Annotated in this window: 24 protein-coding genes and 1 tRNA gene; 1 reads left to right on the top strand and 24 read right to left on the bottom strand. The window is 48.3% G+C overall.

Features of this window, described 5'->3' with window-relative positions; all coding sequences use genetic code 11:
- Positions 1-193 precede the first annotated feature (193 nt).
- Positions 194-1210, bottom strand: coding sequence for an NAD(P)H-dependent glycerol-3-phosphate dehydrogenase (locus RDL68_RS03215; RefSeq protein WP_308540234.1), 1017 nt, complete (start codon positions 1208-1210; stop codon positions 194-196).
- Positions 1211-1427: 217 nt separating this feature from the next.
- Here RDL68_RS03215 and RDL68_RS03210 point away from each other — a divergent pair, with 217 nt between their 5' ends.
- Positions 1428-2933, top strand: coding sequence for an IMP dehydrogenase (locus RDL68_RS03210; protein WP_308540233.1), 1506 nt, complete (start codon positions 1428-1430; stop codon positions 2931-2933).
- A gap of 133 nt (positions 2934-3066) precedes the next feature.
- Here RDL68_RS03210 and RDL68_RS03205 read toward each other — a convergent pair whose 3' ends face one another.
- The 23 genes from RDL68_RS03205 to polA form a co-directional block, all read right to left on the bottom strand.
- On the bottom strand, positions 3067-4053 hold the full coding sequence (locus RDL68_RS03205; RefSeq protein WP_308540232.1) for a biotin--[acetyl-CoA-carboxylase] ligase: 987 nt from the start codon (positions 4051-4053) through the stop codon (positions 3067-3069).
- A gap of 17 nt (positions 4054-4070) precedes the next feature.
- Entirely contained in the window at positions 4071-5417 is a 1347-nt protein-coding gene (gene obgE, locus RDL68_RS03200; RefSeq protein ID WP_308540231.1) for a GTPase ObgE, read from the bottom strand.
- A gap of 83 nt (positions 5418-5500) precedes the next feature.
- Positions 5501-5791 carry a 50S ribosomal protein L27 gene (gene rpmA, locus RDL68_RS03195; RefSeq protein WP_308540230.1) on the bottom strand — a complete coding sequence of 97 codons (291 nt, stop codon included), beginning with the start codon at positions 5789-5791 and terminating at the stop codon, positions 5501-5503.
- Positions 5791-6135 (bottom strand): ribosomal-processing cysteine protease Prp, encoded by a 345-nt coding sequence (locus RDL68_RS03190; protein WP_308540229.1) that lies wholly within the window; start codon positions 6133-6135, stop codon positions 5791-5793. The genes rpmA and RDL68_RS03190 overlap by 1 nt, the downstream gene beginning before the upstream one ends.
- Entirely contained in the window at positions 6135-6443 is a 309-nt protein-coding gene (rplU, locus tag RDL68_RS03185; protein ID WP_308540228.1) for a 50S ribosomal protein L21, read from the bottom strand. Before rplU ends, RDL68_RS03190 begins: the two co-directional genes overlap by 1 nt.
- A 128-nt stretch (positions 6444-6571) precedes the next feature.
- A complete protein-coding gene (locus tag RDL68_RS03180) occupies positions 6572-9910 on the bottom strand; it encodes a penicillin-binding transpeptidase domain-containing protein (RefSeq protein ID WP_308540227.1) in 3339 nt (1112 codons plus the stop codon).
- 18 nt (positions 9911-9928) lie between these two features.
- Positions 9929-10429, bottom strand: a complete 501-nt coding sequence (gene mreD, locus RDL68_RS03175) for a rod shape-determining protein MreD (protein WP_308540226.1) — start codon at positions 10427-10429, stop codon at positions 9929-9931.
- Complete coding sequence (mreC, locus tag RDL68_RS03170; protein WP_308540225.1) at positions 10422-11348, bottom strand: rod shape-determining protein MreC; 927 nt, start codon at positions 11346-11348, stop codon at positions 10422-10424. Before mreC ends, mreD begins: the two co-directional genes overlap by 8 nt.
- Entirely contained in the window at positions 11332-12363 is a 1032-nt protein-coding gene (locus RDL68_RS03165; RefSeq protein WP_308540224.1) for a rod shape-determining protein, read from the bottom strand. The genes mreC and RDL68_RS03165 overlap by 17 nt, the downstream gene beginning before the upstream one ends.
- 80 nt (positions 12364-12443) lie before the next feature.
- Positions 12444-13166: a DNA repair protein RadC gene (radC, locus tag RDL68_RS03160; RefSeq protein ID WP_308540223.1), complete on the bottom strand. Its 723-nt coding sequence runs from the start codon at positions 13164-13166 to the stop codon at positions 12444-12446.
- 37 nt (positions 13167-13203) lie between these two features.
- A complete protein-coding gene (locus RDL68_RS03155) occupies positions 13204-13716 on the bottom strand; it encodes a Gx transporter family protein (protein WP_308540222.1) in 513 nt (170 codons plus the stop codon).
- 60 nt (positions 13717-13776) lie between these two features.
- Positions 13777-14175: a NusG domain II-containing protein gene (locus RDL68_RS03150; protein WP_308540221.1), complete on the bottom strand. Its 399-nt coding sequence runs from the start codon at positions 14173-14175 to the stop codon at positions 13777-13779.
- Between the two features lie 166 nt (positions 14176-14341).
- Entirely contained in the window at positions 14342-15544 is a 1203-nt protein-coding gene (locus RDL68_RS03145) for a galactokinase (RefSeq protein WP_308540220.1), read from the bottom strand.
- A gap of 14 nt (positions 15545-15558) precedes the next feature.
- A complete protein-coding gene (locus RDL68_RS03140; RefSeq protein ID WP_308540219.1) occupies positions 15559-16419 on the bottom strand; it encodes an RnfABCDGE type electron transport complex subunit B in 861 nt (286 codons plus the stop codon).
- A gap of 20 nt (positions 16420-16439) precedes the next feature.
- Positions 16440-17015, bottom strand: a complete 576-nt coding sequence (locus RDL68_RS03135) for an RnfABCDGE type electron transport complex subunit A (RefSeq protein ID WP_308540218.1) — start codon at positions 17013-17015, stop codon at positions 16440-16442.
- A gap of 10 nt (positions 17016-17025) precedes the next feature.
- Positions 17026-17670, bottom strand: a complete 645-nt coding sequence (rsxE, locus tag RDL68_RS03130) for an electron transport complex subunit RsxE (protein WP_308540217.1) — start codon at positions 17668-17670, stop codon at positions 17026-17028.
- A 10-nt stretch (positions 17671-17680) separates the two neighbouring features.
- Positions 17681-18265: an FMN-binding protein gene (locus RDL68_RS03125; protein WP_308540216.1), complete on the bottom strand. Its 585-nt coding sequence runs from the start codon at positions 18263-18265 to the stop codon at positions 17681-17683.
- Positions 18262-19239, bottom strand: coding sequence for an RnfABCDGE type electron transport complex subunit D (locus RDL68_RS03120; RefSeq protein ID WP_308540215.1), 978 nt, complete (start codon positions 19237-19239; stop codon positions 18262-18264). The genes RDL68_RS03125 and RDL68_RS03120 overlap by 4 nt, the downstream gene beginning before the upstream one ends.
- 8 nt (positions 19240-19247) lie before the next feature.
- Positions 19248-20570, bottom strand: a complete 1323-nt coding sequence (rsxC, locus tag RDL68_RS03115; protein WP_308540214.1) for an electron transport complex subunit RsxC — start codon at positions 20568-20570, stop codon at positions 19248-19250.
- Positions 20571-20775: 205 nt separating this feature from the next.
- Positions 20776-20858, bottom strand: a tRNA-Leu gene (locus tag RDL68_RS03110).
- A gap of 80 nt (positions 20859-20938) precedes the next feature.
- A complete protein-coding gene (locus RDL68_RS03105; protein WP_308540213.1) occupies positions 20939-21616 on the bottom strand; it encodes a lytic transglycosylase domain-containing protein in 678 nt (225 codons plus the stop codon).
- Entirely contained in the window at positions 21609-22274 is a 666-nt protein-coding gene (gene coaE, locus RDL68_RS03100) for a dephospho-CoA kinase (RefSeq protein ID WP_308540212.1), read from the bottom strand. The genes RDL68_RS03105 and coaE overlap by 8 nt, the downstream gene beginning before the upstream one ends.
- Positions 22275-22410: 136 nt before the next feature.
- Positions 22411-24903: DNA polymerase I (polA, locus tag RDL68_RS03095; RefSeq protein WP_308540211.1), on the bottom strand; the 2493-nt coding region annotated here is incomplete at its 5' end.

Here is a 24903-nt window from a genome sequence, read left to right as displayed (position 1 = left end):
TCCTTTAACGGTAAAAAATGGTGAATGAAGAAAACAGCGCTGAAGCAAACATAGATCATTACACCAAGAAAAACGACTATTTTTTTGAATTTACTCATATTGTTACTCCCAAAACCCTGTCGGTTATTTCTATCTAAAGACGTATTGCACTGTCGAGAGGAAATCTCTCCTCGCAAAAATCACAACAGATAGATTATACACTAATCGAACGGAATTCTGTTTTTTTCTCACGTGTCATCAGCGAAAAAACCGTAGAGCGCACATCCACGCCACAAAGAATAGCATTCACCGCATCCACTATCGGCATGTCCACATCATACCGCGCAGCCAATGACCTTGCCGCAGGCAGCGCATTTATGCCTTCTACCACCTGTCCCACCTCGCGAACCGCCTGTTTGGGAGAAAGCCCTTGACCAATGAATTCTCCGCAGCGATGGTTGCGGCTATGTACCGACGTCGCAGTAACAATCAAATCACCGTATCCGGCAAGCCCGGCAAAAGTTTCCGGAAGACACCCCATAGCAAGTCCCAAGCGTGTCATTTCCGCCATTCCTCGTGTAATAATAGCCGCTTTGGCGTTGTCTCCAAATCCCAAACCGTCAGAGATACCGGCAGCGAGAGCGATCACATTCTTTAGCGCTCCGCAAAGCTCCACGCCGTGAATATCTCGATTCGTATAGACACGAAATTGCTCATTCATAAATGCATCTTGGACGCACTGGGCCGCAAATTCCTCTTTACTGGCGGAGACAATGGCAGAAGGCAAATCCTGTGCCACCTCTTCCGCATGAGTCGGACCGGACAAAGCGACGAGAGCAAATGATTCGCCAGATCGTTGTTTGGTAAGAACATCCTGTATCACGTCACTCAACAATAAACCGGTTGTGTTTTCAATACCTTTCGCTACATTCACCAAAATCTGTCCGGAGGAAAGATACGGGGCTGCCTTTTCAGCTGTCAAACGCACATACGGAGAAGGCACGGCAAAGACGACCATATTCTTCTCGTAAACCGTTTCCTTTAGGTTGGCACAAATGCGAAGCGCCTCCGGCATTTCTGCCTCTCCCAAGTGTGGGTGTCGATGTGTTTTCGCTATGGCTGTCAGTTCTTCCGGAAACGCCGACCACAACGTAACCACATGCCCGTTCTTTGTCAGCAAGCGCGCGAGCGCACTGCCCCATGTGCCCGCTCCCAAAACAGCAATATCCATAAGCTTCCCTTCCTTCTTTTTCTTTTATTGCTTCTTTCCCAACAACCCGTTTTACGGTTTTTCTCCTCAATCGTATGGCATTCCTTTTGCTCTATCGTATTCCTCCAAATGATACTCGAAACCGCTTCTCCTAAAGAACGGGCAGCAGAAAGAAAAAAAGAGTATAATCGAACCAATAGCATAAAAATGTATCCCAAAAAACAGTATAGGAGGAGATATGGCGATTTATCTGAAAGAACCCTCGCGCACATTTAGCGAGTATCTATTGATTCCCGGTTATTCATCCAGCGAATGCCGCGTAGAAAATGTGAATTTATCGACCCCACTGGTTCGTTTTCGACGTGGCGATACGCCGGAACATACACTGAGTATTCCAATGGTTTCCTCTATTATGCAATCGGTCTCCAACGATACGCTTGCCATCGCCTTAGCGCGTGAAGGCGGTCTTTCTTTTATTTACGGATCTCAATCCCCTGAAAGGCAAGCGGCGATGGTCGCCAATGTCAAGGGCTATAAAGCCGGATTCGTCCCCAGTGATGCCAACATTTCCCCGGACGATACATTAGAAGATGTTTTGCGTCTTAAAAATAAAAGTGGTCATTCCACCATGGCGGTAACGGAAGATGGAACACAGCATGGAAAACTGTTGGGCATTGTCACCAGCCGAGACTATCGCGTTTCACGCATGGATCCCACAACAGCCGTTCGTGAATTTATGACTCCTTTTTCCGATTTAGTCTTCGGTAAAGAAGGAATGACCCTAAAAGAAGCGAATGATGTTATCTGGGAGAAAAAACTGAATGCTTTGCCCATTGTCGATGACCATCAACGCCTTCTTTACTTTGTTTTCCGCAAGGATTACGACAGCCACAAGGAAAATCCCCAAGAGTTGTTGGATGCGAAAAAGCGTCTGAAAGTCGGCGCCGGAATCAATACCCGCGACTATGCGACGCGTGTTCCGCTTCTCGTGGAAGCCGGTGCAGACGTGCTTTGCATTGATTCCAGCGAAGGATTCAGTGAATGGCAAAAAAACACCATTGACTGGATTCGTGATCGTTATGGCGACACGGTAAAAGTTGGCGCAGGAAATGTGGTGGACGGCGAAGGATTCCGTTACTTAGCCGAGTGTGGAGCAGACTTTGTAAAAATCGGTATCGGCGGCGGTTCCATCTGTATCACACGCGAAACCAAAGGTATTGGTCGTGGGCAGGCAACTGCCGTGATGGATGTTGCTCGCGCACGCGATGCATACTATAAAGAGACAGGCATCTATGTGCCCATCTGCTCGGACGGTGGAATCGTATATGACTATCACATCACATTAGCTCTTGCCATGGGAGCGGACTTCGTCATGTTGGGACGTTATTTTGCCCGCTTTGATGAATCCCCCACGGCAAAAGTCACCGTGAATGGGTCTTCGATGAAAGAATACTGGGGCGAAGGCAGCGCACGCGCACGCAACTGGCAACGCTACGATTTGGGCGGCGAAGCTCGATTACAGTTTGAGGAAGGCGTGGATTCTTACGTGCCCTATGCCGGTTCTCTTAAAGACAATGTGGGCATTTCTCTGCACAAAGTGAAAGCAACCATGTGCAATTGCGGAGCGCTTTCCATTGCCGAGCTGCACGAAAAAGCAAAGCTGACGCTCGTCTCCTCCACCTCCATCATTGAAGGTGGCGCACACGACGTAATGTTAAAGACGAATCGTTCCCAAACGATATAATGAAAGAAAAGAATACACCTTTCGTAAAACACCCCCTAAAAGTCTCTTTTAGGGGGTATTTGAATAGGACAACTTGTCCGAAATGCTAACCTCTCTTCTCGATAAGATAAGCGATGCTTTTTTTCAGCAAAAGTTATCCGTTTTTTTTGTCCATCCGCACGCTGACTTCTCCGGAGGAAAGCAGCTCTTCTCTTCCATCAGCATAGCGCACAAGAAGATGACAGCCATTGTCAATATCTATCGCATACGCCTCGGTCTTGGTCTCTCCACGCCAAACCTGAATGGCTTTACCGAGAACAAAACAGCGGCGGCGATATTCTGCAACATACTGATGGTCATCTTCCTGTTGATAATAAGCGAAAAAACGTTCCAAAAAAGCGGCTGCCAAGCGGTTCTTAGCATCTTTTTGCGGAGAGGAAAATATAGCTGTCGCCACCTCTTTGACCTCTTCGGGAAACCCCTCTTCCGGAAAATAAACATTCACACCAACGCCCAATACAGCATAGGAAACATTGCCGTTTTCCATGTTCAACGACGCTTCCGTTAAGATTCCGCAAACTTTTTTGTCGTCGAGAAACACGTCGTTTACCCACTTAATGGACGTTCTTTTTTCACTCACCTTTTCGATGGCTTCGCACATGGCGACTGCCGCCATCGTAGTGATGTTGACCGTTTGCGACAACAGCCGGTCTTTTGGACGAAGCAACAGGCTGAGATATACACCGGTATCCGCCGGAGAATAAAAAGATCGCTCGCGCCTTCCTCGTCCTTGTGTTTGTTTTCCGGCAATGACACAGGTTCCCTGTTTAGCACCGGCATCCGCCTTTTCCTTGAGGAGCAAATTCGTCGAGGTTACAACCGGCAGCACCGTCAAATCGACCATGGACGAATTCGATAGATATTTGCGAATCCCCTGTGCGGATAGAATATCTGTGTTTTCCGACAGACAATAGCCTCGGTTCGTGACAGCGGTGATCGCATAACCTTCTTCTCGAAGGGATTGTACGCCTTTCCAAATAGCGGTGCGCGAAACGCCTAAATTCTCCGCCAGCTGCTGTCCGGAATAATACGTTCCGCGATGGGTTTCAAAATAGGTCAGCAATTTGTCTCTTGTGGTCATCCGATTCCTCTTCTGCACTATAGCCAGTCAAACTCAAAACCTTCGATGTTGATGACATCCTCTTCATCCGGATTCAACGCCCGAACGCGATCCATTACGCCCATTTGCTCAAGAGAGCGTTCAAAAAACTGAATGGATGCACCATCGGTAATAATGAGTTTCTTTGCCAAATTCGCAACCGGCTCTCCTTGAACGATAATGGTATGTCCCTCACGACGAACGGTAACGGCATTGTCACGTCGAAAAAATCGTTCGACAGGGACCATCTCGTCCTCACACGCAAGAAGCGTTTTGGGAACGTCGCTTACTTCCTGCCAGAGAGAGCGCCGAAGAACATCCATTCCCTTCGTGGTAGCGGCAGATAGGGGCACTACGATGACTGCATTCGTTATTTCTTCTTGCCACGGATCCGCAGAAGGTTGGGGCTTTTCCTCCGCTTTGCGTACGGAAACGCCACGTCTTTCCATTTCCCGACAAAAACGCGCCAACTGTTCGTCTGCGCCGGGCAAATCCATTTTATTCGCCACTATGATGCGCAGTTTTTTCGGCAGCGCTTCGTGATACGCAAGAAGCTCCTGCTGAATCAGATCAAAGTCCTGTATCGGATCGCGCCCCTCACTGCTGGACATATCCAGCACATGGGCTATAACACGTGTACGTTCGATATGACGCAAAAAATCGTGCCCCAAGCCTGCTCCGGCATGAGCGCCTTCAATGAGACCGGGGATATCCGCCATGATAAAGGATCGCCCTTCCCCCATGTCCACAACGCCCAAATTTGGTTCAATGGTGGTGAAGTGATAATTGGCAATTTTAGGTTTCGCCCGGGTCAGAATCGAAAGTATCGTGCTTTTTCCCACGTTAGGAAGACCGACCAAACCGACATCCGCAATCAGTTTTACTTCTAAAACAATTTTGAGCTGTTGCCCCATGCCGCCCGGTTTGGCAAAACGAGGTGCCTGTCGGATGGAACTTTTGAAATGCACATTCCCCTTTCCGCCTAAGCCGCCTTTAACCACGACAAAACGCTGAGCGTCTTCCCGAAGATCCGCAATGGCGAGTCCACTTTCCGCTTCACGCACCACCGTTCCGACCGGCACTTTCAGGATGAGGTCTTCTCCTGCTTTCCCAAATTGTTGCTGACCGCGTCCCGGTTCTCCGGAGGGCGCTTTATAGATGGGATGATATTTGAAATCCAACAGTGTATTGACATCCTTATCGGCTTCCAAAATAATGGATCCTCCTCGACCGCCGTCTCCGCCATCCGGACCGCCGTCGGGAACATATTTTTCTCTGCGCCATGAAATGGCTCCGTCGCCGCCATGCCCTGCGCGAACTTCAATGGTCACCTGATCGATAAACATATCTCCTCCAAAGAAAAACACCTCGAACGGCCTGCGGCCGAACGAGGTGCAGTAGGAATCATTGCGTTCCGCCTCCGGCAAGCTTATGCCAGAGCTTCTACGGGATAAACGCTCACCTGTTTTTTATCCTTGCCTTTGCGTTCAAAACGAACTACGCCGTCCGATACGGCAAAGAGGGTATCGTCCCCACCACGCATCACGTTCAGACCGGGATGGAATTTTGTCCCCCGCTGACGAACAATGATATTACCTGCCTTAACAACAACACCATCATGACGCTTTACGCCCAAACGCTTGGCATTGGAGTCACGGCCGTTTTTGGAGCTGGAGACTCCTTTTTTACTTGAGAAAAGTTGTAACTGAAAAGCAAACATCATAACCTCCGATCGCTTACGTTGATATGACCCGGATACTCTTTCTGTAATTCTTGCATGTTGAGACGAAACCCGTTCAACAAGACTTGACTGATTTTCTGTTGTTCTTCGGTGAGCGGCTCTTCGATAGCTACGGCAACATCTCCTTCGGCATAGCGGACTCGGACGTTTTTACCGAAATCGGTCGCTTCTGTCAAAGTATTGATGAGCGCCGTAACGATGCCCGAAACCGTGGCGCATAACAAATCATGCTGTGCTTCACCGTAATCGGCATGTCCCGTCATCATAAAGCCGATGAGCCTTGACGAATCCGTCTTACTCGCGCAGAACTCGACGCGAATCATCAGGCGTTGATCGCCTCAATTTTCAAAAGCGTATACGGTTGACGATGACCGCGCGTGCGACGGTATCCCGACTTAGGACGGAATTTTCCAACCAAGATCTTTTTCTCTTTCCCCTGCGCCAAAACGGTAGCCTTAACGCCGGCACCTTCAACATAGGGTTTGCCCACCTTGAGGGAATCGCCGCCCAACATCAGCACCTTATCCAAAGCAATGGATTCGCCAACTTCAGCGGTAATCTTTTCGACCTTGATCTGGTCGCCAACCTGCACCCGGAATTGTTTGCCACCGGTTTCCAAAACTGCGTACATATCATTCTCCTTACCTTTTGCATCGCCTGAAAGGCAGTTCCTTCGCGGAACATTTACATTTACCTTTTTAGAGCGGTATTACCGAACAATTATAGCGGAAGATGAGCGAAGTGTCCAATTTTTCGACATCAATCGTGTGTGGGGACTTCCTGCGAAGACGCCCCCTCATCGGAGGATGCCGGTTTTGGAGGATCATACGTGGTCAATCCTTCGTAAGGAGATAAAGATTCTTCCTGTGAAGCCGGTGCGTCCAAATAAGATGCCAGAATATCCCGAGCAATAGGCACCACGTTTAGACTGGTATATCCATCCGGCATAAACACGACTGTCGCAATTTTGGGTTGTTGATACGGAGCAAAACAAATATCCCATGCATACGGTGCATACTCTCCGCCCGTTCGCGGATCTTTTCCGGCACGTTCCGCCGTTCCCGTTTTACTGCCCACGGTAAAATTCAGACCGTTAAACTCAGTACGGTTATCCTCCGCCGAACGCCGCATTCCCTCACGCACCTCTTGAAAATAGTTTTCCTCCATCGGGACTTGTCGCCCACGTGGCGTCTGGTTATAGAGAACGGTTTTGTTGTCCGGGCTGCGAATTTCCTTAACCAAGGTAAAGTCGTAATCGGTTCCCCCATTGGCAAAAATGGAGGCTACCGTACACATGGAAATCGGCGTATAGGCATTTTGCCCTTGCCCGATGACGGCATTCATCGTATCTGCCACAGTCCAGTTTGTTTGGTTAAAATACGTGTATTTTAATAAGTCCGCGAGCCCGTCCCGCTCATTGTCTAAAGGACGTTCGGCGTAGTAACCCAAGTCTTCCAAATCGGTAATGAGCTGAGCGCGCGTGTACTCTTCTCCCTTTTCCGACCACTTGAGAATGGTCTGTATATCCTGGGCAATAACCGTATTCCCTTTCTTCTCACCGGGCTTTTCATAACGCTTGAGATTCCGCTCCAAAAAGCCATTGAGCAACGATTTGATGAGGCTCATCTTAGCGGATCGACTGGGAATGGAATTGCGCACTTCCGCCGGCTGATTGATTTCCAAACCGGAGGAATGATCCAATCCCATGTTTTTGGCTGTCTTCTCAATATCGTCCACCGTGACCTGAACACCAAGATCTTCTCCCGTAGCCGGAATGCGTCCAAGACCAAGAATATAAAAATAGTAGTTGTTGGATTTTCCGATAGCATCATACATATTGATCATACCGTCGGAGCCTCCGGTGAGCGTATAGAGCAAGTTATTAAACTGTCTATCGCCTATTTTGACATAGCCGTAGTCATAGATCTGCATCTCTGGATTCAGCCCTTTTTCCAGAGCCGCCAGCGATACAACCGTCTTAAAAGTAGACCCCGGCTGCACAGCTGCCTGCGTCGCAAGATTTAAGAGGGGACGCGGTGCGTTGGTGTCCAAACGCGTTGCCGATTGGTACATTTCCCAATCAGAACTGGAAATGCCTGTGACAAAAAGATTGGGATCAAACATAGGATAGGATGCCATGGCCAGCAAAGCACCATTGTTGGGATCCACCGATACACTGGCGGCGCTGTTGGCGGTAGGAGAATAATGTGACCGATTCGTTCCCCATTTGCTGTAATACGATAGGCCATGACGAACGGAAAGTATTCCCTTTTTCAACGATTCTTCGGACTGCTGCTGTAATCGAATGTCCACGGTAAGGTAAACATTATTCCCCGCTTTTGGCTCTTGACGATCGAGTATTTCTGTGCGATTGCCAAAAGAATCCACCAATACCGTTTCTTTTCCGCTCGTGCCGTGTAAAGTGCTTTCAAAACTCTGTTCTACGCCGGTCTTTCCGATAAATTCATTCGGAAGATAATTTTGTTCTTTAACATACGTCTGAATTTCCTCATCCGTCGCAATTTTACCGATATAGCCCAAAATATGCGATGCCGACTCGCCAAACGGGTAATAACGGATGGCTTGTTGCGACACCATAATGCCCTGTGCGGCCGAGATATTCTCTTCGATCTTGGCTACCGTAGATTCCGAAAGCTCATAGCAGATATTCACGGGCCAAAAGGCATAGTTGTCGGATTTGCCTACGCGATTTGTGATGAGCATAATGCCCTGTTGCAACAAAGGATCCATCGTCGGGACAATCCCGTACTCCTCGATTAATCGGCGAAAGGCTTCGTCCGGACTCGCTTTTTGCAAATCATATTTTTCTTCAAAATCGCTTTGATCGGTTTCCAGCGCATACTTCCAAGTTTTCAACGCAATCCCCGGATAAAAGCCTTCGCCAAACATTGCCTCTTCTGCTAAATACTTATAGTTTTCATCCGTAATAACGCCATCTAACAAGTGTTGCTCTTCGCCCAGTTTCTTCAAACGATCAAGCGCTGTCCCCTCCATTCCATCGGGGCGTACAAACTCCACAGAGACGGTACGCGCATCTGCGGAAATAGTATATTTCAGGTTGGTATCAACCCCTTTGTTTGCCAGTTGATTCAGCAGTCCTTCCGCAGGAATGGTAAAGCGGTTATCTTCCCCTACAGAAATAGAGGTTAAGAAGCGGTCTAAAGCGGCGTTTTTTACGATGGTCACAAAATCTTCCTGCGCCGTTGAAGTCAGCGTAATGCCGGAAAACGCCTGATGAAATGCTGCTTTTTTTTGGCGAAAATTTTCCACGTAGGTGTAATCGCATTCCCGTAAACGCAAATTATCGATGCGATTTTCTTTTTGAAGCAGCTCATACGCTAACTTCCGAGCTGCGGGATGTTGCAACACATGTGCCAACAGATTTTTGTTTTCGGTCAGTCGCTGGGTCAAATATGCCAAAGCGGTCGTATTCTCATGAATCGCCTTGGTTTTCTTTAACTCTTCATACGCTTTCCCCGGAATCCAGGAAAGGGCAAAATTGGCATCCGGATCGGCACTTACAGGAATCGCACTTCCTTTCAAAGAAAATGCGGTAAGCGCACGAGCTGCCGGAGAAACGCGAAATTCACGATCCAGCGGCGTACGATAAACCATTTGCAGCCACTTATCCAAAAGATGATGCTCAATAAGCAGACGCTGCACTTTTTCCTGCGGTGTTTCTTTTTCCTTCAAATAATCCGCATCGGATGCATAAACAATCTGGTTAAGCTGTAAGGGAAAGTTTTCCCCATATTCGGCACCATCACGTTCGATGTAGCGCAAAAGACGCGCCAATACTTCATTTCGTTCCGGTGTCTTCAGATGCATTAATTCATCTTTAAATCCCTGCACAGCAAAAGACGAACGGCTGCCGGCCAAGAGGACGCCATTGCGATCGTAAATGTTGCCGCGAGGAGCGGCAATCTGTATTTCTTTTGTTCGGCGCGTTTGGGCGAGCTGACGATAATGATCACCTTGCACAATGGTCAGATCGTATAACCGCCATAATAAAAGGCCGATAAGAGCCAGCATTGCGGCGAGGATTATTCCCCAGCGCAAAGAAAAATGCTTTTTCATAACGTTCTCCTGCTGCTTCTATAGGCGACCGAAGGGACGAATGCTTTCGGGTCTCATCAAACGTTTCAGCAATAGCATCACCGGTGTAAATAACAAAGCGTTAAACAGGGCATAAAATAGCACGGGCTTGCCGATGAGATACATCGCCGGCAATGGCATACGTAACAAGAATAGAATGCCCCACTGTCCCGCCAACACAAAAAGCGATACTAACGCCGTCGCGAGCGTTCCCGTAGCAAGATTGTGCTCATTATGGTAAAGTGCCTTACCTACAGCCGTGGTCGCAATAAAGAAAAGCAACGCACGTATTCCTAACACCTGTGAAAACATCATATCTTCGATAAGACCGATCGCCAGTCCGGTATATCCACCCCACAGTGGTCCATAAAGAAAGGATAGGGCAACAAGATAGACCAGACTTAACGCAGGAGAAATGCCAAAAAACGTCCAGTTGGAAACGACGGCGGTCTGTAGAATGATAACCACGATCAGGCTAATCGTATAACGCCATTTATTCACCTGAACCTCCTTTATCTGCGCTATCTGTTTCCGATGATTGTACCGTGGATTCCGACTCGTTTGCTTCCTGCTCTGCAAGACGATTCTTCGGTACGACTAAAACACGATAGAGTTTAGAAAAATCCACGGCCGGGGTTATGCTGACCGTCTTCGTCAAGCCATCTTCAGCTAATTTCACTTCGCTTACTACGCCAAGATATAAACCACGCGGATAACGACCGCCTACACCGCTGGTGACAATTTCTTCACCCACCGGAACATCCGTCTGGGCATCCAAAAGATAACCATAAAAACGTTCGGCATCACGATTGTTGATAATTCCGTACTTTTTACTGGACGGAAACAGAATGGAAATGTTATGCGACTGATCCAAAATCGTGGATACTTTCGCATAATTAAGCCCCGCCTCGGTAACTTGTCCGATTAATCCGGAAACGACGTTTTTCGATGCATTTTGTACGCCCTGTACAACAATATCTCCCTCCTGTACGCCGTCTTTTGTTCCTTTGTTAATGGTAAAGCGCACAAAAGTCGGAGAAGGATCCGACATGGTTACTTCTGCTGGTATCACCATGTGTTCCGCCGCATGTTGTAAAGCATATTCCTCTTTCAAATAGGGCGCATCGGCAATCACATTGCGCATAGTGCGGACTTCATCTTTTAATGCCTGGTTTTCCAAGGTAAGGCGATCCAATTCTGCTCGCGTTGCTTTAGGACCAAAAAGATGATCATAAACATCCTGAAGAGAACGGGAAGCCGAATAAAACAGCCGATTAACCGGAGAAAGAACCATATTGAACAGATTGGAAGGAAGGCGACCGGTTTCGGGATTGCGGTGCGAAAATAGAATCAGCAACACCAAAATAGCAACCGTAATCCAAAAGGGACGACGCTTTTTCGCTTTATCGGTGCGAATCATGACGCGCTCCTTTTCCCATCATTTCTTCTTTGTTATCCATCACAAAGCGGCATCCAAAGAGAATATCTTTTTCCGGATGCGGAGAAAGCAGGGAAGGGACGTGCATCTCCTGCATAACGTAGTCGCATAAGCCATCCAGCTGCGCGCCGCCGCCGCTAAGCATGATACCGTGTTCCATAACGTCCGCCGCTAATTCCGGCGGCGTTTTTTCCAACGTAAAATGTATGCGATCCAGTAGAATACGAATAAACGGCAAGATAGCCTGTGTTATGTCGGATGCGTATACATCAATATTTTTCGGCATTCCCGTCACCAAATCACGCCCGGAAACTTCCATGGCATCGTTTTGCCGATCTTCGCGCAACGTGCCGATCGTGGTTTTTAGCTTTTCTGCCGTGCTCTCCCCAATCATCAAGCTATACTTTTCACGAATAAAATGCAGAATATCCTGATCCAAATCTTTTCCGCCGCGTTTCATCGTTTCTGCAACGATTACGCCATAGCTGTTCACTACCGCGATTTCGCTTGTTCCGGCACCCAAGTTGACCATTAATGCCCCTTTTGTGGCATGGTGAATGCGTTTTGTACCATACGCACAGGCAAGAGATTCCTCCACCAAAATCACACGACGCGCTCCTGCCTGTAGACATGCATCTTCCAACGCTTTTCGATCGACATCGGTTGCACCGGACGGATAGGAAACACCTATGCACGGAGCAACAAGCGAAATGCCCGGCAAAAGCCTACGCAAATAATGTTCCACCATGGCACGGGTCAAATCGTAATCGGCAATAACACCATGCTGAAGCGGGCAAATTGCGATAAGGTTATCCGGCGATTTTCCTAAAAGGGCTTTTGCTTCTTCGCCCACCGCCATCATCTGCATTTTTTTATAGTCCAGCGCGACCACGCTTGGTTCTTCCACCATTTGGTGATTGTCCAAGCGCATTGCCCTGGCATACGCGGAACCGAGGTCCAGAGCGATATCCGGCGCGGTAAAACGAAAATAATCCACCCCATACTCCTGTATTTTCTGTGTACTTATGTCTGTCCCGTTATTCTATCACGTCAAGCCCGGTTCGCTCAATGAAAACGTCACATGAGATGCCGTTCACGCAAACTGACGTAATGTGCTTTTCCGACAATCACGTGATCATAAACTTCAATTCCCAACAGTTTTCCGCATTCCACCAAACGTCTTGTAATCGCAATATCCTGTGGAGAAGGTTCCGGATCGCCGCTGGGATGATTATGAGAGAGTACAATGCCGGCACAACCTACACGAACAGCAGGCTGAAACACCTCACGGGGGTGCACGCGTGCCTGGGTTAGCGAGCCGATAGAAATCAATACGGTTCGGACAGGCTTTAACTTTGCATTGACTAAAATGATGCAAAAATGTTCCCGTTGTTCATCGGCATAATAGGTTTGAAAATAATTCGCAATGGATTGGGGATTAGAAAGCGTGATCGAAAAAAACGCCTGCTCTTCACTCAGCCGTTTTCCTAACTGAACGCCGGCAAGGATACGGCACGCTTTCGTTCTTCCAACGCCTTCAAAACGCATCAATTCTTCCGCCGTCGTCTGCAGGAGTGCCGCTTTCGGCTGCCCCTGCCGCAGAAGAGAAGTGGCAAGCTCCAACGCACTTTTTCGTTTCGTTCCCGTGCCAATCAAAATAGCTGCCAGTTCTTCATCGGAAAGTGCTTTTACTCCAAGGCGAATCAGTTTTTCCATCGGGCGATCTACTTCGGGCATATCTTTTATGCCTAAAAAGTCGCCTTCTTGTCTATTCTCTTTCTTCTTTTCGACGTCCAGCATCCGATGAAGGTGTGTCGTTCTTTGGGAAACAACTATTCTATTTGATATCTTCTCTTGCTTTCTGTTGGTCATGGATTCTCCCTTCACGTTGTCCGTAAACCGCCCTTCGAAGAGAGGGGGATAACACGTTTGCCGAAAGACCGACAAAAAAGCCCGTAAATAATCCGGCAAGTGTCATAATAGGCAAATAGACGAAAATAGCGCTGTTTTGCAGCATAACGCTTGCTACACAAAGTTGGCCAATATTGTGTGCCAACGCACCCCATTCACTTACGCCGATCAAACTAAACGGTGGCATAAGAAAGCGCACGGCAAGGCTCATGACCACAGAGGAAAAAAGTGCACCGGCCATTGAATACCAAAAGCCGGTGACCGAACCGGTAAGAAGCAAAAGTAAAACCGATTTTAATGCCGCCACTGCTATTCCTTCTTTTGAGCCGTACACCACGATAGTCGTTAATATCACTAAATTCGACAGACCTAATTTCGCACCAGGAACACCGATGGGAAGCGGCATCATCTGTTCAAAAAGTGAGATGACGAGTGCCATGGCTGTCAGAAGCGATAAAAAAACAATCTTTTTCGTCGAAATGCGTCTTTTCTGCATGATCTACTGGAGATAGGCGTCCACATCGGACGCGTCCTCCGCTCCTCCCCTTAGCTCCACTAAAAAACGATTCGGCAAACAAACAAGAATCTGTCCCGGTCGAGAAATGCGTCCCTGATGCACACACAGTTTGTCCGGACAATCCGCTTCAAATACAGAAATCTTTCCTTGCTCGATTTTTACCACATTGCAGCCGTAAGAGGTTTTGTAACGCATGGTTCGCCCTTCCGCTTCTGCAAGTGAAAAATGATCAATCTCTTTTCCGTCCACCTGAATGCTGACATGGATGGTCTGTTTCGATTCGGTTCGACCGAAAAACAGTATTGCTAACGCGATGCTGCTCGCCAACGTCAAAAACAAGATGAGCAGGCGATCTGCGCGTGTTGTCCATCGTTTTTTCATGCTGCCCCCTTACCGAGCCTTAGTTTATCATATAGGGTCAATTTTCGAACAGAGAATGCTGTACCGCCGCATCCCATTTCTGTACGATGAGCAAAAAAAGAGAGGCGAGAACGCCTCTCTTTCTTCAAAAAAGCAAGTGTACAAAAGGAATGGTATTTTTTCGGCATTATCGCCGTTCGCCCGCACCGTCTCCAGCGGTAGACACAATCAGTTCCGGTACAATACCCATCTTGTCCTGATATGCTTTTTTCACCGCAGCCGAAAACGCATTCACGGCTTCCTTCTTTACCAGTGCAATGGCACAGCCGCCGAATCCAGCACCCGTCATGCGCGCACCATAACACCCTTCTGCGTGATTGGCCGCATCGACGATCGCATCCAGGTGTGGACCGCTGGCTTCGTAATCATCGCGCATAGAAGCATGACCGGCTTTCAGTACATCTCCAACAAGATCCAGATCACCCGTCTGCAACGCAGAAACGGCATCTTTTACACGCTGGTTCTCCGTTATCACGTGATGGACGCGACGACGAAGCACCTCCGAATCCAAGTGTGCAAGAAGAGGCAGATCCTCTGCCGTAAACGCACAAAGAAACGCTTTTGTCTCTCTTCCTTCCTTCGTCAGTACCGCGTTTAACTGCTCCAGCGCTTCATCACATTCTGCGCGTCGTTCATTGTACTTGGAATCCTTTAGCTCGCGGCGATGTCCGGTGTTTAATACGATGAGAACCGCCTCTTTTTCTTCCAGGGAAAGTGGTACATAGGTATGCGTTTTATTCGCGGTGTCCAGAACCATCGCGTGACCGGCTTTGCCAAAACCGATGACGTACTGATCCATAATGCCCGTATGCAGACCGAAAAAGTCATTTTCGCACCAAACGCCCGCTTCGACCAATGTAAGCGTGGGAATGGGTCTTTCACTCCAGAATGCGGAATACAATACACCGAAAAGCAGTTCCAGACTGGCAGAGGAGCTTAACCCCGATCCGTTTGGAATATTGCCATAAACGACGACGTCCATCCCTTTTGACGAGACACCTTCTTTCTCAAGCGCTTTGGCTACGCCAATAGGATAATTCGCCCATTCTCGTTTCGCTTCATACGCGGGAAGCGGTAAGGAAATATCCTGCCGATTTTCCATGTTAACTGAATATAAACGTAATACGTTAAGGTCATTCGGTCTTGCCAATGCATACGTACCAATGGTCAGTGCACAGGGAAAAACCGCTCCTCCGTTGTAATCGATATGCTCTCCAATTATATTAATCCGGCTTGGCGCGAAAAAGAAGCGCACGTCGCGCGCGTCGCCAAACTGTGCTTCAAAATCCGCCTGCAATCGGGTGCGAATATACGCTTCCTTTTCCTGCATAATTTCTCCTTTTCCTAAGCGAGTGCCGCTTCCTTCTCTTCTGCCGTTTTGCCTTTGGCATTGACATCTCCATCAGAATCGACAACGATGCACTTCGCCGGGCATTTTGCTGCAGCGGCCTGTGCCTTTTCGACATCATATCCATCATGGTACGTAGCATGTGCCAGCTTTCCATCCAGCGCAAACTCCTCCGGGGCCAATTTTGCACAGATACCGCAGCCGATACAACCAATCGTACAAGCATTCTTTACGTCTTTGCCAAATTCCGGATTATGACACTTGACCTGCGCGACTGCATGATACGGAACAAGTTCAATAATATGCTTCGGGCAAACGCTCATGCACTGCATACATTGCGTACATTTCTCCTGATTAATCACCGCAACACCGTTTATCATGCGGATGGCACCGAAGGCGCAAACCGATTGGCACGTGCCACAGCCAAGACAGCCATATAAGCAGGACTTACCGCCACCGCGCTGCTTTGCCATAATACGACAATCTTGAATGCCATGATAAGCAAAGAGTTCTTTTGTATGCGTACAATCGCCTTGACATTTTACGCTTGCCACATACTGCTGACCGGTTTCGGCAGAGGAACCCATAATCGCCGCCACTTTTTCGGTCACTTCGGCACCGCCGACCACACACGCACTAAGCGAAGCCTTTCCTTCTGCCATAGCCACAGCGCAGCCATCACAGCCGGGATACCCGCAAGCGCCGCAGTTTGCTCCCGGAAGAGCTTCTCGAATCTGCGTAATGCGCGGGTCAACGTCAATATGGGTCAACTTACTGACAACGCCAATCAGCAGAGCAAATGCACCGCCCAGAATGGACATGATCGCAACGGGCGGAAATACTTGAGTAAAATCCATGACTACCTTCTTTCCGTTTCTTACTGGAACATGCCGGCAAATCCGGCAAATGCCATAGACATCAAGCCAAGCGTCGTCAAGGCAGCAGGCACGCCCCGGAAGCATTCCGGAATATTTTCCATGCGCGTTAACTGCTCACGAATGGCGGCCAGCAAAATGAGTGCCAAGGCAAAACCGATGGAAGCACCAAGCGCACTCGCTACGGTTTGCAGCAAGGTATAATCGCTTTGCACGTTCAAAATGGCAACGCCAAGCACCACACAGTTCGTGGTAATGAGCGGAAGATAGATGCCCAGCGCATTGTAGAGGCTCGGTGCCGACTTTTTGAGAAACATTTCGACGATTTGCACCAAGGCGGCAATGACAAGAATAAAGGCAACAGTGCGTAAATACACAAAGTTTGGCTGCAGAATAAGGCGATCCAAAACCCAGGTAATTACCGAAGCCAATGTGATAACGAAGGTAACCGCTGCACTCATGCCCATGGAAGTTTCAACTTTACTGGAAACACCGATGCTCGGACAAATGCCGAGGAACTGAGCAAGAACGTAGTTGTTGACAAAAATAGTCAAAAAAATGATTTGAAAAAAGCCCATGTTCTCCTCCTTATTCCGCTATCGCCGGCGAAGATGAATCCGCTAAGGCTTTTTCTTCCTCTGCCTTGGCTTTTCGCTCTTTTGCGAGATTAATTTGGTTCATCACAGCAAGGAAAATGCCAAGCAGCATGAAAGAAGAAGCCGGCTGCTGCAGAAACGGAATAGTTGCCGTTTCGGGAATAATCCGCGCACCAAGAAGCGTACCGGCTCCAAAAAGCTCGCGTACCACCGCAACCGTGATAATAACAAACGCATAGCCGATACCGTTCACGATACCATCGATAGCGGAAGCGAATACGCCATTCTTTGATGCGAACGCCTCAGCGCGACCGAGAATAATGCAGTTAACCACGATCAGCGGAAGGAAAATTCCCAACAAATCGTAAATCTCTTCAAAATAGGCTTGCAGACACATTTGCAGAATTGTAACGAAACTGGCGATAACGACAATAAATGCCGGAATACGAATTTCATTCGGAATGAAATTGCGCAAGAGTGAAATCACGATGTTGGAAAGAACCAAGACGAACATGAACGACAAGGACATACCGATGGCGCCCAAAACCGTCGAGGAAACCGCCAGAACCGAACAGAATCCAATCAGCTGAATCAGGACTGGATTGTTGGAAAATACACCTTCTTTTAATTTATCCATACTATCCCTCCTACTTTTGCATGGACTGGACAGACGAACCTGCCAGTTTTGCGTGGGCTTCCACTACCATGTTCATTGCCTTTTCCATGGCGGTTGTTGTGCGAGTTGCGCCACTAATTGCTGGCATAACATCAGGCTGTCCACCATTTCCTTCTGCTTTTAACGGCTGATTCAGCGTGACGCCCTGCATTCCGGCAGCATATTCCGGTTTAGCGACGCCGGCACCAAAGCCCGTGGTTTCTGTCTGATTGATTACTTTCAATCCCGTAACCGTGCCATCTGTTTTAGCCCCTACAACAAAGGTAATCGGTCCATCGTAACCAACCGGCGAGCTGACGGAATAGAGATACCCTTCTGTCTTTCCGCCGATAATCGCTTCATTGACCGCAACGATATTCTCAGTGAGAACACTGGTGTCTTCGACAGGTTTCGTTTCTTCCAATCCCGGGAAAACTTCCGTAAATGCTTGTAATTCTTTTTGCTTTTGTGCGTCTTCAATGACCGGTGCTGTGGCGGAATTGGTTACGGCGAGTACAAAGGTCGCTACAGCGCAAATCACGAATAGTTTGATCGCATACATTATGGATTTATTCATCGCGACACACCTCCAAACGGCTGGTTCTTAACGTATTTATCGATCAGCGGAGTAGCTACGTTCATCAGCAAAATCGCGTAGGAAACACCTTCGGGAAGCGTCCCGAAATGGCGAATCAACGCCGTAAGGAAACCTGCACCGATGGCAAAAATCAACTGACCGCGACCCGTCATCGGAGTAGTGGCATAATCCGTCGCCATAAAGAATGCGCCGAGCATCAAACCGCCGCTCAATACCTCCGTAGGAATATTCGCCGGTGAAAATGTGCCGTTAATCATGCCGAACACCGAGGTAAACACGATGAACGATCCAATCATGCCACACGGAATGCGCAGACGAATCACGCCTCGCCAGAGAAGATACGCTGCACCGATAAGAATGGCCAGCGCACTCACTTCACCGAGCATACCGGGCATATTGCCTACAAACATATCCCATAAAGCAGGAACCGGTCCGCCCGAAAGCGGTGTAGCGGCTGTTACGGAATCTACGCCTGCCGGAACAGCCCCAAACGGATACGGCGTTTGGGAAAAATCCTTCGCCCACGCAGACATCAAGAAAGCACGTCCTGCCAAGGCGGGGTTAACAAAGTTACGGCCAAGACCGCCAAAAAACTGTTTGGCAATCACAATGGCAAAAACGCCACCAATCGCCGCCTTCCAAAGCGGATAGGTTGCGGGCAAGTTAAATGCTAATAAAACACCGGTAATCATGGCTGAACCGTCCGAAACGGTAATGGGCTGTTTGCGCAGTTTTTGAAATACCGCTTCTGCACCGACCGTCGCGCAAACGCAAACGGCAATGAGAAGAATGGCTTGTAAACCGAAAACCACGCCTGATACCACGATGGACGGAATTAAGGCGATAAGAACATCAAACATCATGCGCTGCATCGTCTCGCCCGTGGTCACATGGGGAGAAGCGGCAACATGAAGCAACTGATCCTTCACCTGAATTTGCGAAGTAGTTTCCATAGTCCCTCCTACTTTCTATCCATTGCTGCGATTTCCGCTTTTCCGAAACGAATCCATTGCAAAAGCGGACGATGAGACGGACAACTGTATACGCAGGTTCCACACTCAATACATTGCTTAATATAGTAATCACGCGCCGAATCGTAGTTGCCAATACGCACATCGTTGGCAAGCATGAGCGGCTCAAGATGCATTGGACACGCTTCGACACAACGTCCGCAGCGAATACAAGGATCAATCGCTTTGGGAAGACTTTCTTCGACCGTCATCACTAAGATTCCGTTATTGCGCTTGTCCAGCGCAACATCGTCCGAAGCCATAGCCACGCCCATCATAGGACCGCCACAGATAATCTTGCCGGGCTGCTCTGCGTAGCCACCGCTAAATTCCACAGCATCGCGAATAGATGTTCCAAAACGCAGAAGAATATTCTTTGGCGCTTTGATGGCATGACCGGTCACGGTAACAATACGCTCATAGAGCGGCTTTCCGTAGTAAACGGCATCCACAACCGCACAGGTAGTCGCAGCGTTGGAGACCACGCAGCCCACACTGGCCGGAAGTTGTCCGGCTGGAATGTGCCGTCCCGTAACCGCAGCAATGAGATTCTTTTCATCGCCCTGCGGATATTTTGTCTTCATGGTTGCCACGGCAAGATTTTCTTCTTCGCCCAAAGCAGCCACCACCGCCTCAATGGCCTTCGGCTTATTTTGTTCGATTGCTATGTAGCCTTTTTTAGCACCGGTAGCTTTGATAATTAATTTCAAACCGGCAACCACCTTCTCCGGGTGCATGCGCATGAGCATGTCGTCGCTGGTCAGATACGGCTCACATTCGGCACCATTGATAATAATTGTGTCGATGGTCATATCCTTTGGCGGCATGTACTTGACATGCGTCGGGAAACCCGCGCCACCCATGCCAACGATACCGGCTTCTTTGACATATTCAACGATCTGTTCCGGCGTCAGGTCGTCTTTACTGCGATCGACAGGCGTATAACCGAGCGTATCTTGGTGATCATTGGCAATGACAATGGCCGAAACTTTCGATCCGTCCGGTTTGACATAATCGATGATGTCCTGCACTTCCCCCGAAACGCTGGAATGTACGACAGCCGAAACAAAGCCGCCCGCTTCCGCAATTTTCTGTCCCACATCAACATGGTCGCCTTTCTTCACGATGGGCTTTGCCGGTGCGCCAATATGCTGGGACATCGGTAAAGTAATCACATCGGGAGCAGGCATGACCTGAAGTTCGGCTCCGTTGGAAAGCGCTTTGTAATCTTCAAAATGCACCCCTCCACGGAACGTCAGGTTGTTTAATTGCATAAACTACTCCTCTCAAACTGTACTTAACCGTTATGAGGAATCGTTCTCCCCTCCATCTACGGAAAACGACTGCACCCTAAACATGACTATTCTACCACACCTCCCGACCTTGTTACACCGTTCACAAAGAAATGTGTAGGCTTTGTGAGGGCTTCCCCGGACGAAAAGCAAAAAAAGAACGGTCTGATCACTCAGACCGTTATCATGCAGAAGATGGGATTCGAACCCACACAAGCTATGCTCACCACCCCCTCAAGATGGCGTGTCTGCCTATTCCACCACTTCTGCAAACGTGACCCCTATATTATAGGGGCACTTGCTTTTCTTGTCAAACCACTGTGTAGACGATTCCTACTTATATCTTAGGATCAATACTGTGCAGCAAAAGCTCCCATCGTCCGCCACATATTCTTGAAAGCGAAAAGCACTTTGTTTTCGCTTGTTGTATCCTCCGGTAAACCGCCCCGATACATTTTGGCATAGATGTTTTGCGCCTTGTCTACGCGATGCACATACCGTCTGGGGACGTCGTACGGGACATTCTGCATGGTTTCCAATGCCCACGTGATTGTTCCGTCTTTTAACCATTTATCAACGTTGGTCATGCCCGTGTTATATGCCACAATCGCTAAATGCTCGCTTTGATAGCGACTAATTAAATACGACAGGTAGTGGGTTCCTATCTGTAAATTGGTCTTGGGATCCTTCAAATCAATCATTTCTTTATCCAACTCAAGACGCTGGCATACCCAATCCACCGTCTCCGGCATAAGTTGCATGAGTCCAACGCCGCCGTCTTCGGCAACAATATCCGCCTGAAAATCACTCTCCGACTTAACGATGCCGGCCACAAGATAAGGGCTTAATCCTTCTTTTTCTGCTGCTTCTGTGATTTCTGTGCCATACTTCACCACATAGTTCGCGCTTCCGCGGTAAAAAAAGAAAGTGGTAGCGCATAGTGCCAGCACAATCAACACAAATAGAATAATGAACACATTACGAAAGAAATGTCTTACCGCTTTTACTCCGGTTTTCGCTTTACGCATATAATTCTCCTCGAACAGCCTCTTCTACAATCTTCTTTAACTTTACCAAATCGGCATCATTATTCAAAATGACACTCGCCTTCTTTCGTTTTTCTTCCTCGCTCATCTGCGCAGATATGCGTTGTTCCGCCGCCTTGCGAGACAGACCGTCACGCATCATCAACCGTCTTTTCCGCTCTTCATCCGGCGCCGTGACCAACCAAATACTGTCCAGACATAAACAGCGCGCTTCCGCAAGCGATTCGATAAGAAGCGGAACATCAAAAAAGAGCAATCGGCGCATATCGCTTTCTTCCTCTTTCTCGAACAGATCCGTTCTTATCCATTGCTGGATCGTTTTTTGCGCAAGATGTTCCAACGCATGATACACCGCCGGGTGCGTAAGCTGATCCAGTTTTTTGCGTTCACTCTCCCGTGCAAAAATATACTCGCCGAGTTTCTTACGATCCAGCGTTCCCTCCGCGGTAAGAATGCTCGTGCCGAAATAGTCAACAAGTGAACGTAAAAGCGTTCCCCCTTTCCCGATAAGCTGATGATAAAGGACATCCGCATCCAGAACCGTAAAGCCCATTTTGCGAAGCATATCGGTAACAGCGGACTTTCCGCAGGCTATGCCTCCGGTAATGCCAATACGACGCACACGATTTTCGTTCTCCATGATTCGCCTTTCTTTTTCTCTATTGTAATCGAAAAATGCGGGGAGAAACACACCTTTATACATGCGTGGCATACCGACTATGTCGTTTGCTATTCTTTCGTGACTCTTTTTGGGGTTTTACTGTCTGAAAAAAGTCCTACTTCGCGTCCAGCCAACTTTTTCCCCGATTCATATCCGCTACGATAGGAACGGAAAAGTCGCTTATCTCCTGCATCCATTGCACCACACGCTTTCCGACCTCTTCCGCTTCGTCTTCCGGTGCCTCAATAATGAGTTCATCATGAATCTGCAGAACGAGGCGTGAACGATAATTTCCTTCGCGCAAGCCGCGATCCACGCGAATCATCGCCAATTTGATCATGTCGGCTGCTGTGCCTTGAATAGGAGTATTAAGAGCGATACGCTCACCGAAACCGCGCACGTTGAAATTACGACTCTGTAGTTCCGGAATCTCCCGACGACGTCCGTAATAGGTGTCCACATAGCCGTCTTTCTTTGCCTTTTCCACGATATATTCCATATACGAACGAATTTGCGGATACGTGTTTTTATACGAAGCGATGTACTCTGCTGCTTCCTGACGAGGAATATTCAAATCACGGGAAAGACCGTAGTCACTGATGCCGTAAATAATGCCGAAATTCACCGCCTTAGCGTAGGAACGTTGCAAAGGCGTTACCTCTTCCGGCGCAATATGGTTTACCTCCGCCGCTGTTTTTCGGTGAATGTCAAAACCATGACGAAATGCGTCAATCATCGTTTCGTCTCCGCTGAGTGAAGCTAAAATGCGTAGTTCAATCTGTGAATAGTCGGCATCCACAAGGGTAAAACCCGGCGCGGCAACAAAGACCGCACGCAATTTCCGCCCTTCCTCTGTGCGAACAGGAATATTCTGCAAATTCGGTTCGGTGGAAGAAATGCGCCCTGTTGCTGCCACATTTTGGCGGAACGTGGAATGAATACGCCCTTCTTCCGTAATATGGGGTCGCAAACCGTCAATGTATGTCGATTTCAACTTAGACAGTTTCCGCACCTCTAAAATGGCAGGAATAACAGGATCCACGTCTCGTAGTTTTTCCAGTACCTCCGCACTGGTAGAATATCCCGTCTTCGTCTTTTTCCCATGCGGAAGGTGCATCTTTTCAAACAGCACTTCTCCCAACTGCTTGGGCGACTGCAAGTTAAATTCTTCACCGGCAGCGTTAAAAACACGCCTTTCCGCTTTGGAAAGCGCTGACGAAAACTCCGCATCCAATGCATCCAGCATTTTTTCATCCACAGCAATGCCGGCAATCTCCATGCGCGCCAGCACGGCAGCAAGCGGATTTTCAATCTCTTCATATAGTTTTTGCATCGAAAGCCGTTCAATTTCCTTCTTCAACACCGGCTTAGCTTCCCTGACCGTTTTTAATGCGACACTAAAATACGTCGCAGCCGCATCGGGATCCGTAGAAGAAATCGTCGTCTTGCTCTTTCCTGAACCGAGAAGCTCTTTTTGGGATGCCAAATGTCCCAAATGAAGTCGTGAAGCCAGCTGATCTATCGTATAACTTGACCGGTTGGGGTCAACAAGATACTCCATGAGCATGACATCATCATACGCAGCCGAAAAAGAAATGCCCAAGCGCGACAGCAAAACCATACTCTCTTTCACGTCATACGCAAGGAAGCGAATTGTGGATGAGGAAAACAGAGACTGAAAACAGAGGCGAAAAGTCTCTTCTTTTCCGGATAAGCGTAAGAGTTTCCCCTCGTCGTTTGGCGTGTGAAAGGCGCAAATCGCCACAGGATCATGGATATATCTTTCTCCATCCGCCACAAGAGAAAAGACGATCTCTTCTTGCGTGGATAGAGACTTTGCAAGAGTCTTCCAAGCTGTAGAATCGATCCATTCGGCTTGTGTCGTCGGCGTTTTTGTTGTCGCGCTCTTTTTATCCAGTCGATCGACGAAAGAATGAAACTCCAAACGTTCAAAGCGATCCAGGAGTTTTTCGGTATCAACCGATTGAGGAAGAAAATCCTCTAACGTCATCTCCAACGGTACGTCCCGAAAAATCGTACCCAACCGACGGCTTAAATAAGCCTGTGCTTCTCCCTCTTCCAAATTCTGCTTCATCTTGCCTTTCAGGTCATCCAGATGCGCATAAATTTCTTCAATTGTGCCATACGTGCGGATCAACTTGAGAGCTGTTTTTTCTCCAATGCCGTCAACGCCCGGAATATTGTCTGAAGAATCTCCCTGCAACCCCTTCACTTCGATTAAATCACGCGGAAGCAAACCGTACTTTTCTTGTATCCATGCGATGTCCACTTCTTCCAACTCGGAAATGCCTTTTTTGGTGAATAAAACCGTCGTGTTCTCATCCACCAATTGAAAGTAATCGCGATCCCCCGTCAACAAATAACTCTGTACACCATTTTCCGAAGCTAACTTGGCAACCGTCCCAACAATATCATCCGCTTCATAGCCTTCACGGTCGAGATGGCATATCCCCATGGCGTCCAAAACGTCTTTGGTCATGCCAAACTGCGCACTAAGTTCGTATGCCGTCTTCTGTTTTGTACCTTTATAGGCTTCATAGTCTTCCGTCCGGAAGGGTTTTCCGCCACGCTCAAAGGCAACCAGAAT

Source organism: uncultured Murdochiella sp., from assembly GCF_902488755.1.
Lineage (GTDB): Bacteria > Bacillota > Clostridia > Tissierellales > Peptoniphilaceae > Murdochiella.
This window is presented reverse-complemented; position numbering and strand designations above follow the sequence as displayed.